This is a genomic window from Actinokineospora diospyrosa, assembly GCF_024171925.1.
Taxonomy (GTDB): domain Bacteria; phylum Actinomycetota; class Actinomycetes; order Mycobacteriales; family Pseudonocardiaceae; genus Actinokineospora; species Actinokineospora diospyrosa.
The window spans coordinates 124,937-136,793 of sequence record NZ_JAMTCO010000009.1; the positions used below are offsets into that span (position 1 = coordinate 124,937).

Genomic DNA, 11,857 nt, shown 5'->3' on the forward strand with positions numbered 1-11,857 from the left:
CCTTTGCCTATAGGCGATCCAACGCCTTCACCGCGACAGGCAAGAGTCGAGCGACGACCTTGTTGCAGTAGCTGAGCTCGGCCTCCAAGGGCGGACCCTCAAGCACGACGGCGGTGAGCAGGTTCCCCCGCGCGGCCACCGCGCCACACCCTTGAACGGCCGCGCGGATGTAGCACCAGGAGTACGCCGCGTCGACGTCCGGGAGGGTGGGCAGGATCGCCCCGGTGGACCACTTCCCGTTCTCGCCGAGCAGGCAGGCGTCGGGAACCTCGGACCGCAGACCGGCCACCAGTTCGTCGGCCCCCTCGTAGGACTCCACGGACTGCATGACATTCACCTTGGCGTCGGTGAGTGTCCACAGCGACACCATCTTGGCCACTGGCTCGGTCCCCGAGCACCCAGCCAACAACGCGGCGTCCGTCACCCCCTCGGGCTTCGGCACCCCCGCTTCGGCGAGGTCCGCGGCGGTGAACGCCGCCTTCACCAACTCGGCGCTGGTGTACGCCTTCGGCACCCTGGACTTCGTGGTTGTCGGCCCACCCGTTGACGTCCCACTCGGTGACGTCCCACTCGGTGACGGCGCGACCGGTGCCGCCCCCGTCGGCGCCTGGTCACCGGTGGGGGTGCCACATCCCGTGACCACAAGACCGGCGACCAGCACGGCCAACACCCGCACGATTCCTCCTGGGTAACGTAGTTGATCATGGGGACGCGAACGGTAGCGCGCCCCGGTTCCTACCGCGACTGTCCCCGCGCACCACCCCGGTGCCAACGGCGTTGACATCACGCCATCGGGTGACACCGGGGGTGAGCCGCCCGTCGGCCCACCCCCGGTGCTATCAGCTGTGCTACCAGCCGGTGGCGATGACGATGCCGCTGCCGTTGGACCAGCCACCCGCGCCGTCGGTGATGAAGCGCTTCACCGTGCCCGGGCTGAACCGGCTGAGCAACGAGGTGGTCGTGTCGCCCGGCCACCGGGCGAAGCCGAAGAAGGCCGTCCCGTTGAACCCCGCGCCGACCGTGGCCCCGGCCCCGTCGCCCGTGCCCGTGTTGTCGCCCGGGTACATCCGCAGCGTGTTGGTGGGGATGTAGCGGGTGACGATGTCCTGGTGGCCGTCACCGTTGAAGTCGACGATGCCCCACGGGGTGAGGTCGGCGCTCCAGCCGTTGCCGATCTGGATCGAGGGCGCGACGCCGCCGGTGAGGTCGCCCGGGTACACCAGCAGCGCGCCGCTGGAGTTGGTCGCGATGACGTCGAAGTGCCCGTCGCGGTTCCAGTCGGTGACGCCGTACGGGGTGTAGCCGCACCACCCGACACCGATCTGGACGGGCAGCGCGAAGCCGGTCGGCGAGCCCCGGTACACGCGTTCGGCGCAGTTGCTGTCGTCGCGGGCGATCAGGTCGGGGTAGCCGTCGTGGTCCCAGTCGGCGACGCCGAACGGGACCACCCCCTGCCAGCCCGCGTTCCCGACCTGTTTGGGCGCGCCGAGAACGCCCGACTGCTGCGGCTGGAACAGCAACAGCTGCCCGGTCGGGGTGTTCGCGTAGATGTCGGTCTGGTCCAGCCCGGTGGTCGGGTTGCGCCACCGGATGGCACCGAACGAGCGCAGGTTCGCGCTCGCGGGCGGCAGGACCGATCCCGCGGCGCTCGGCGCGGCGAAGGTGTGCGCGCCGGACCCGGCACCGAAAGACGCCGCCCCGGCGCCGGTGATCGCCCAGAGGTCGGTGTTGGTGTCGTTGGTGGCGTCGTTGCTGAGGATGACCGGGGCCGACGCCGCGGTCAGCGCCGCGCTCGCCGACCGGGCCACGGTGGTGCTCGAGTCGACGAACCAGTTGGTGTCCCAGCACTCCGTGACGCAGTTCGTCCGGTGCAGGACGACCTGGCCGGTCGCGTTGTCGCGCACCACCAGTGCGGGTTTGCCCTGGTGCCGCGTGCCCGCGATCGTCTTGGTGGACCAGTCGGTGCTCGAGTCCAGGACGACGGCGGGCTGGTAGCCACCCGGGTAGGGGGAGTGCTCGAACCACCACAGTTGGTGCTGCCCGCCGACGGCCACCACGGCGATCAGGTCGGGGAAGGCCGATCCGCCGCTCTGGTCGCTGCCCTGCGGCAGGTGACCGATCGCGGTGAGCTGGCTCGGCGCCGTCATCAGCTCGGTGAAGTCCGGGTCGACGAACCGGTCGCCGCCCAGGGAGAACACCCGGTCCGTGCTCGGGTCGAGCGGCGTGCCGTCACCGGCGTTGAGGTAGACCTTGGTGATCCCGTTGGGCGCCGTCGCGATCACGTCCTGCAGGCCGGTGCCGCCGAACTGCCCGCTCGCCACGACCATCCCGGTCCAGTTGTCCGGGCTCTCCGTCATGTCGAGCCTGCCCCGGATGCCGATGTTGGTCGGCACGCCGACGCTTCCGGCCCCGTTGCCGGGGCTCAGCCACAGGCCCGCCGCCGTCCCGCCGGTCCCGCCGACGGTGAGGACGTCGGCGTTGCCGTCGCCGTTCAGGTCACCTTCCTTGTCCGGGTTGGCGGGCGCGGCGGCGATGATGTGGTGCACGGCGGTCGGACTGGGTGTCCCGGCCGCGGTGATGGCCTGCACGGTGAGGGTGTTAGTGCCCGCCCTGGTCGGGGTGATCGTGCCGGTCCAGGAGCCGCCGGTGGCCGGGACGTTCATCCCGGTGCCACCGTTGAGCTGGTAGCGGTACCAGGCGGGTTGCGTCGACCCGGCCACGGGCGTGAACGTGAAGCTCCCCGCGGTGCGGATGGGCTTGCCCGTGGTCCCGTTGGGGTAGTCGGTCGAGTTGACCAGCGGTTGCGCGGGCACGCTCAGGTCCAGGGTGAACCGGCACTCCGGCGACCAGGCCGAGGTGAGCGCGCCGTCGGTGACCCGGGTGGTCCACCGGTAGTCGCCCTGCGGCAACGTGTTCTGGGTGAGCACGACCGTCGCCCAGTCACCGGTGTTGATGTTCACCTGGCGCTGCGTGCCACCGGTGGCGGGATCGGGGGTCGGGTCGGTGGCGGGCTTGATCGAGAACGTCGCGGTGAGCGCCTTGGTCACGTTGTCGGACGCGCGCAGCGTCTGCACCCCGAGGTAGAGGTCGGTCTTGCCGATCACCGGGTACGGGGCGGTCGTCGTGCAGTAGACGACCGGCGAGGTGGAGGGGGTCACCGGGGTGGCCGGGGTGACGTCCCAGGTGACCACGAGGCTGGCGTTGTTCTGGGTGAACTTCTTCCACCCGGCGATGGTCCCCTCGTCGACGGCGCGCAGCCCGAAGGTGGTGACCCCGGTGCGGTTGGTGACCGCGGACTGGACCTGCGCGGTCACGCCGTTGCCGAAGGTGCCCTTCTGCGCCACCGTGCTCAGGGTGGCGGGCTTGGTGTTCCAGGTCGTGCTCGGTGAGATCGCGCCGGTCCAGTCCAGGGCGACCTGGGAGTTGCAGTTGTAGGAGTACTGCGGGACGAAGTTGACCTCCGCCGAGAGGATGGTCGCGCCGTAGAGCGCGGTGATGCCCCACTGGAAGTAGGAGCGGGTGACGTCGATGCCCTTGCAGGTGCTGGACCCGAAGCCGCAGTAGCCGACCTGGGCGGGCCCGCTCTGGTGCCAGCCCGCGTAGGTGCTCTTGCCGCTCTCCACCTCGGTCCAGTCCGCTGTCGCTCCCCAGCTGTTCGGCACGAACGTCGGGTCGATCATGACCGGGTAGACGGTGGCCGGGTCCGCCAGCAGCGCGGCGTCGGGCACCAGGTCGTACCCGTCCGCGCGGGCCACCACCGAGACCGGTGCGACGCGCGCGGCGTTACCCGGCTCGGCCGCGGTGGACGCCTTCGCGGGGGTCTTGGTGTTCGGCTGTTCCTTGGCCGAGTCCCACATGGTCGCCGGTGGCGTGGTGTACACGGCGTGGCCGGTGGCGTCCGCCGCGGTCAGCCTGCCGTCGGGCGACGAGGTCAAGGTCAGCCCGGGGGAGTCGATCGACACCCGCAGCCGGGCCACCTCCGGGTTCGTCGCGGCCGCCCGGGTCTTGACCACGAGCGTGTGCGCGAAGTCGCCCTGCTCGCTGACCGACGCGACGAGGTCGACCCCGGGCAGCACCTCCGGGTAGGTGGCCGTGTTCCCCACCACCGCGGGCGCGGTGAGCGTGACCGGGAAGGTGAATGCCAGGCTCTGGCCCCGGTTCGCGATTGTCGCCACCGGGCCGGGACCGCCGCCGGACAGCGTTACCGAGGCGGCCGTGGCATTGGGGCGATATGTGCCGTCGGCATTGCGACTGAGCGTCGCGTCGAGGTTCACCCATTTACCGTCGCGCTTTGTGCGTACCGGGCGCAGTGAAGTCGTTTTCGTCAGGGTGCCGTTGGGGTTGGCGATTGTCTGACTTACCGAGTCGGTTGCCGCTGTGGCCACTACCGGTTGCCCGCTCGATTGGGCGCGCGAGAGCGCGGAAGCGATACCCACCGCCTCCTCGGTCGCCCGCGCCGGGGTCCGCTCGGTCGACGCGAGGGCGATCGGGCTGGTGAGCACCGTCGTGAGCAGCGCTGATGCCGCGATCAGGGCGGGCAACGAGCCGCGCCGCCGTTGCTGTGGTGGTCTTCGCACTGGCGTGTTCCTTCGGCGGTAGGGCCCGAGGACGGACGGCCGATCGATGGGCAGGCGGCATCGCGTTCCGCGGATCCGGCGCTGCGTTTCGGCCAACGAACTATTCCCCAGGTGTCGCGGCATTGATGCCGCGAGCGCGGCGAATATATGCGTCGTGATCTTCGGCGTAAAGCGCTGTGCGGGTGAGGTTGGTGTGATGTGCGTCGTGGCGCGATGCCATTGCCTTCGTCGCCGCATATGGCAGAGTTCACGCCGGTCTGCCGGGTTTCCGGCTCCTGGGGGAGTGAGGCTGACGTGGGTGGGTTGACCCTGTCCGGACGTGTTCGCTGTCGTGTCCTGATCTCGGTGCTGGTCGTGTCGACGGCCCTCTCCGGGGTGTCCGCGCTACCGGGGGTGGCGAGCGCCGCCGAGGCGGAGCGCCCCCAGGTCTCGTACACCAAGTCGGTCACCGGTGGCACGCCGATCACCTCGACGCCCGCGCGCCTCACCGACGCGGCGGGCCGGTCGGCCGGTGCGCCGATCACGTCGTGGCCCACCACGGCTTCGGCGTCGATCGCGCTGTCGAAGCCGATCACCGATGGCCGCGATCGGACCGCCGCGAGCCCCCGCACCCGCGCCTACGCCCCCGGTACGCCGGTGTGGGCCGCCACCGACTCCGGCGGTGTCACCCCCGGCGCCGTCGACGTCCGCGTGCTCGGCCGTGACCTGGCTGCGAAGGCCGGGATCGACGGCGTACTCGTCGCGGCGACCCCCTCGGCCGCGGTCAAGGACGCGGTCACCGTCGGCGTCGACTACGCCGGCTTCGACTCGGCCGCGGGTGGCGGCTTCGGTGCCCGCCTGCGGCTCGTCGGACTCCCCGCCTGCGCGCTCAGCACGCCCGAGGTCCCGAGTTGTCGGGTGCAGACGCCGCTCGCGCACGCCAATGAGGCGGCTTCGAAGTCGGTGACCACCACGGTGAACAAGCCCACCGTGTTCGCCCTGACCAGCGGCGCGTCGTCGTCCTCGGGTGCGGGCTCGTTCACCGCCACCTCGCTGAGCCCGGAGGGGTCGTGGACCGGGGGGACCCAGAGCGGGTCGTTCACCTACCAGTACCCGATCCCGGTTCCGCCCGCCGCCTCGACGCTGGTGCCGACCGTGTCGCTGTCCTACGACTCCGGTTCGGTGGACGGCAAGACCGCCGCGACGCAGGCCCAGGCCTCGTGGGTGGGTGACGGGTGGGCTTCGCCGTCCTCGTTCATCGAGCGTTCGTACGTCTCGTGCTCCTCCTCGCCGGGCGGCACGCCCTCACCTGTGTCCACAGAGGACCGCTGCTACGCGGGCGAGATCCTCACCATGTCGCTCAAGGGTGCCACCACCTCGCTGGTCTGGGACGCCGCCCAGGGCGTCTACGCCTCCGCGTCCGAGCCGGGCACCGTCGTCACCCGGGTGACCGGCAGCGGCAACGGCTCGGGGACCTACAACACCGAGTACTGGAAGGTGACCGACCAGTCCGGCACGGTGTTCCTGTTCGGCCGCAACCAGTTGCCCGGGTGGTCGGCGGGCAAACCGCTGACGAACTCGGTCGACAGCACGCCCGTCTTCTCCTCCCACCCGGGCGAGCCGTGCTACAACGCCGCGGGGTTCGCCTCGTCGGTGTGCACCATGGGTTACCGCTGGAACCTCGACTACGTCGTCGACGTGCACCAGAACGCGATGTCCTACTACTACAAGCAGGACACCAACTTCTACGGCCAGAACAACGGCGCGGCCAACGTCCCCTACGTCCGCGACAGCCACCTGGACCGGATCGACTACGGCTTCCTCGACGGCAACGCTTATGGAACCGCGCCCAACCAGGTCCTCTTCACGACCGGCGATCGCTGCCTGACCGGCACCTGCTCTCCGCTCTCGGCCGCCACGGCCGCGAACTGGCCGGACGTGCCGTTCGACCTCAACTGCGCCTCCGGCACCGCCTGCGGCCCGAAGGCGCCGTCCTTCTGGTCGACCGTGCGGCTGACCACGATCGAGACCCGCCAGTACGACACGGCCGCGGCCCAGTACCGGCCGGTGGACTCGATCGCGCTCACCCAGACGCTCCCGGCGACCGGTGACACCACGCCCGCGACCCTGTGGCTGTCCGGGATCACCCGCACCGCCCAGGACGTGACCGGCGGCGGCTCGACGACCCCGATCACCCTGCCCACGGTCACCTTCGCCGGACAGGCCTACCCCAACCGGGTCGACGACCCCAACGACGGCTTGGTCCCGTTCACCCGCTACCGGATCAGCGGCGTCACCACGCAAACCGGCGCGACCTTCGGCGTCTCCTACACCCCGATCAGCGACTGCACCTGGCCGGTGGCAACGGCCCCCTCGGCGAACGGCTCGCGCTGCTTCCCGGTCAAGTGGACCCCGCCGGGCTACAGCACCCCGCAGAACGACTGGTTCCACAAGTACGCCGTCGCCGCGGTCAGCCAGTCCGACAACACCGGTGGCGTCACCTCGGAACGCCTGCTCACCAGCTACACCTACACCGGTCCCGCCTGGCACTACGACGACAACGAGGTGGTCAAGGCCGCCGACCGCACCTGGGGCCAGTGGCGCGGCTACCAGAAGGTCCAGGTCCGCACCGGCCAGGTCGGCCAACCCCAGACGTTGGCCGAAACCGTTTACTACCAGGGCATGCACGGCGACACCCTGCCCTCGGGCACGCGTTCGGTCACCCTCACCGACTCCCAGGGCGGCGCCCACGTCGACGACCCGCGCTTCGCGGGCCAGCCGCTGGAGAGCACCACCTACCTCGGCGACGGCGGCCCGGTCGAGTCCTCGACCATCTCCTCGTACTGGGTCTCCGCGCCCAGGGCGACCCGCAGCCGCACCGGTTTGCCCGCCCTGACCGCGACCCACACCGGGACCGCCGAGACCTGGTCGCGCCAAGCCGTCTACTCCGGCGCGTCCCCGACGTGGCGGTACACCCAAACCGACCGGACCTTCGACCCCGCGACCGGCCTGCCGACCTTCACCTACGACCACGGTGACCTCTCCCGCACCGACCAGGCCACCTGCACCTCGATGACCTACGCCCCCGCGAACACGGCGCTCAACATCGTCGGCCTCGTCGCCGAGACCGACGTCATCGCCAAGCCGTGCGGCGGTGTCGCCCCCACGACGTCCGCCCCGACACCGGCCCAGGTCAACGCCCTCGCCGCCCCGACAGGGGTCGTGCGACCCGATGACGTCATCAGCAACACCCGGAACTTCTACGACAGCCCGGTCCTCGCCCAGACCTGGCCCCAACCCGCCACCCCGACCTGGCCGCAAGCCGCGCCCACCAGGGGTGACCTGTCCGTGGTCCGCGCGGCGGCCGGGTACGGCGCGGGCGCGCACAGCTACCAGACGACCTCGGCCACGGTGCACGACTCCTACGGGCGTCCGATCGAGTCGTACGACGGCCGCGGCGGCAAGCTCACCACCGCGTACACGATGGTCGGCGGGCTGACCACCGGGACGCTCGCGACCAACGTGCTCGGCCACACCGTCTCCTCGACCGTGCGCCCGGCCCGCGGCCTGCCCGTCGAGGGCAAGGACGTCAACAACGTCACGACCACGACCCAGTACGACCCGCTCGGGCGCGTGACCGGCGTGTGGACCGCCAACCGCCCCACCTCGGCCCTCGCGACCGTGAAGTTCACCTACGCGCTCTCGCAGACCGCCCCGTCGGTGGTGACCTCGTACAAGCTGACCAACGAGGAGACCTACCAGGTCAGCTACGGCATCTATGACTCCCTGCTGCGGGAGCGGCAGACCCAGTCGCCCACCCCGCAGGGCGGACGGCTGCTGACCAACACCTTCTACGACTCGCACGGCTGGGTCGTGAAGCGCAACTCCCCGTACTGGGACTCCTCGTCCACGCCGAACGGGACCCTGGTCGGCTTCCCGGACAACCAGATCCTCAGCCAGCAGCGCTACACCTTCGACGGGCTGGGCCGCGCGGTGGTCGCGGTGTCCCAGCGCGCCGCGGTCGACGTCGAGAAGACCACCACGGTCTACGGCGGCGACCGGGTCACCGCCATCCCGTCGACGGGGGGTGTCGTCAACGCCTCGGTCACCGACGCGCTCGGCCGCGCGGTCGCCATCGACCAGTACACCACCGCCCCCGCGGTGGCGGTGCCCGCCAACACCTTCTCCAGCCGCCTCACGGTGACGGGTGGGGCCAAGCAGACCACCCAGTTCACCTACAACCGGCTGGGCCGCCCGCACCAGAAGATCGACCCCGCGGGCAACACCTGGACCACCGGCTACAACCTGCTCGGCCAGGTGGTGTCGAGCACCGACCCGGACAGCGGCATCCTCACCTCGACCTACGACCTGGGCGGCAACCTCAGCTCCAACACCGACGCCCGCGGCGCGACCGTCAGCTACGCCTACGACTCCTTCAACCGCAGGACGGCGCAGTACGACGGCCCGACGTCCGCGTCGCCGCTGCTGGCCTCGTGGGAGTACGACGGCGGTCCGGGTGGCCTCCCGTTCGCCAAGGGCAGGCTGACCTCCTCGACGTCCTATGTGTACGCCGGCAGCACGGCGTACGCCTACACCACCAAGACCACGACCGGGTTCAACGTCTTCGGTTCGCGGCTCGACACCACGGTGGTCATCCCCACCAACGAGGGCGCGCTCGGCACCACCTACAAGTTCACCCACAAGTACAACTCCACCCTTGGCAGGCAGACCTACGACCTGATCCCGGCAGGCGGCGGCCTGCCCCAGGAGAACCTGGCCTACTCCTACACCAACATGGAGTTGCTCTCGGGTCTCGGCAGCCAGGTCGCCGGGTACGCGTCCGGAACCGGGTACGACGCCTACAGCCGACCGACCTATGTGGACATCACGCCGACCGGCAACACCGGCGACCTGACGTTCAGCTACGACGACCACACCGGCGCGCTGCTCAACCGCACGTACGCCAACAACACCGGCATCATCGACAACGCCGAGTACAAGTACGACCTCGCGGGGAACCTGACGCAGGAGAAGTCGACCCGCAACAACAGCACCACCGAGACCCAGTGCTACCGCTACGACGGCCTGGCCCGGCTCAGCCAGGCCTGGACGGCGACCGACCTGTGCGCGGCCGACCCGTCGACCAACGGCGGGGCCACCGTCGGCAACCCTCTCGGCGCGGCCTCGACCTACTGGACCACCTGGACGTTCGACGCCGTCGGTGACCGCACCAGCCAGGTCCAGCACGGCCTCTCCGGCGCCGCCGACACGACGACCACCTACAACTACCCGACCGGCGGCGCCACCACCGTCCGGCCGCACGCGCTCACCGGGACCACCACGACCGGCCCCGGCGGCACGAGTTCCACGAGCTACGGCTACGACGCGACCGGCAACACCACCAGCCGGACCCTCCCGTCGGGGAACCAGACCCTCACCTGGAACACCAACGGGCGCCTCGACACCGTCACCACCACCTCCGGCGCCACCAAGTACGTCTACGACGCCGACGGCAACCAGCTGATCCGCCGCGACCCCGGCAAGACGACGCTGTACCTGCCGTTCCAGGAGCTCGTCCTCGACACCGCCACCAACGCGGTCACCGGCACCCGCTTCTACGCCCTGCCCGCGGGTGGTCAAGCCGTGCGGACCGGGTCGGGCACCAACTACCGGTTCGAGCTCACCGACCGCCACGGCACCGGCACCCTGTCGCTCAACAACACCGGGCAGACGCCGACCTGGCGCCAGTCCACCCCCTACGGCGAGGCCCGCGGCCCGCAACCGCCGTGGACCACCCAGCACGGCTTCCTGAACAAGCCGGTCAACTCCGCCACCGGCCTCACCGACATCGGCGCCCGCAAGTACGACGCCTCCCTGGGCCGCTTCATCTCCGTGGACCCGATCCTCGACGCGGGCGACCCCCAGTCCTGGACCGGCTACGCCTACGTCAACAACAACCCCACCTCGGCCAGCGACCCCTCCGGCCTGATCGCCGACTACGACAACATCGGCCTCGAATACTCGACGAGCACCCTGCGCAACGAGGCCGCCGCAGCCGTGCGGTACGACGACGTCGTCTCAGGCAACAACAAGGAGCGCACCAAGCAACCTAAAATCGCGGGCGTCATCGTCCCGACGTTCGACGAACTGCGAAAGCGCATCCGCGGCCACAACTACAACGACGGCGAATACCTCCGCGCGGTCGCCGACTGGGCCAAGAACATGTGCGGCGGCGGCGGGTTCACCGGAGGCCCGGAGGACTTCTGCCGCGAGGTCCACGACGCGGGCATGCTGGAGGTCGACCGCGAGGTCCTCCTCTCCCTCATCCCCGGCTACGGCGTCTACAAGTGCGTCACCGGCGACACATCGTCGTGCTACACGATGTGGATCGACTTCGTCCCCTTCGGCAAAATCGCGGGCAAGGTCGGCAAGAAAATCGACGGCTTCGTCGGCGGCGCCGCCAAGTCCGCCGCCGAAACCGCCACCGAGTCGTCCGTCACCCGAGCCCTGGCATCGGGCTTCTGCAACACGTCCGGCCACAGCTTCGTCAGCGGCACCCACGTCCTGATGGCCGACGGCACCACCAAACCCATCGAAGAAATCAAAGTCGGCGACGTAGTAGCCAACTCCACCCCCGGCAGCGACAACCTAGAACCCCACCCGGTGACCGCCCTCCACGTCACCGACAAAGACACCAACTTCATCACCGTCACCGCCTCAACCCCCGAAGGCCCCGACGACATCGTCGTCACCGAACACCACCTCTTCTTCGACCCCACCACCGCCACCTGGCACCGCGCGTCCGACCTGACCCCCGGCACCACCCTCCAGTCCCCAGGCGCGGACACCAAGGTCCTCACCGCCCGCTCACACACGATGACCACCCGCACCTACGACCTGACCATCGACCAGGTCCACACGTACTATGTGCTCGCTGGCCTGTCCCCAGTCCTTGTCCACAACGACAAGATCTGTGGGGAGACTGCACTTGAGCTGGGGGACTGGGAACACATCCAAGACAGCCACCGCCGAGGCGGGAAAGATGTCAGGGAAGGCTCTGGCATCTTCCTGGGAGAGGATGAAGAGGTTCGAAAGAGGATCATTGAAACTATTGACCGGGGTTACTCGAGAGCTAATACAAGGGATCCGATAACGAAGAAGATGCGGCCGGGTGAAGTTTACGAGTGGGATTTCGGCGCCGATGTCGGCGTATCTGGACCGCAATCGGGTGGTAGGACGTTGACTTCAATACGTGTCGTTGTACACGAAGGTAGGGTTGTAACCGCCTTTCCGTTCTGATG

Annotated in this window: 3 protein-coding genes; 1 reads left to right on the forward strand and 2 read right to left on the reverse strand. The window is 69.5% G+C overall.

Annotated elements, in window-relative coordinates; all coding sequences use genetic code 11:
* Positions 1-7 precede the first annotated feature (7 nt).
* Positions 8-514 (reverse strand): hypothetical protein, encoded by a 507-nt coding sequence (locus LV75_RS18815; RefSeq protein WP_253888247.1) that lies wholly within the window; start codon positions 512-514, stop codon positions 8-10.
* Positions 515-848: 334 nt separating this feature from the next.
* The gene (locus LV75_RS35540) at positions 849-4,577 is read right to left on the reverse strand and encodes an FG-GAP-like repeat-containing protein (protein ID WP_253888248.1); all 3,729 of its coding nucleotides are present in this window, start codon (positions 4,575-4,577) and stop codon (positions 849-851) included.
* Between the two features lie 294 nt (positions 4,578-4,871).
* Here LV75_RS35540 and LV75_RS18825 point away from each other — a divergent pair, with 294 nt between their 5' ends.
* A complete protein-coding gene (locus tag LV75_RS18825; protein WP_253888249.1) occupies positions 4,872-11,855 on the forward strand; it encodes an RHS repeat-associated core domain-containing protein in 6,984 nt (2,327 codons plus the stop codon).
* The last annotated feature ends 2 nt before the right edge of the window (positions 11,856-11,857 follow it).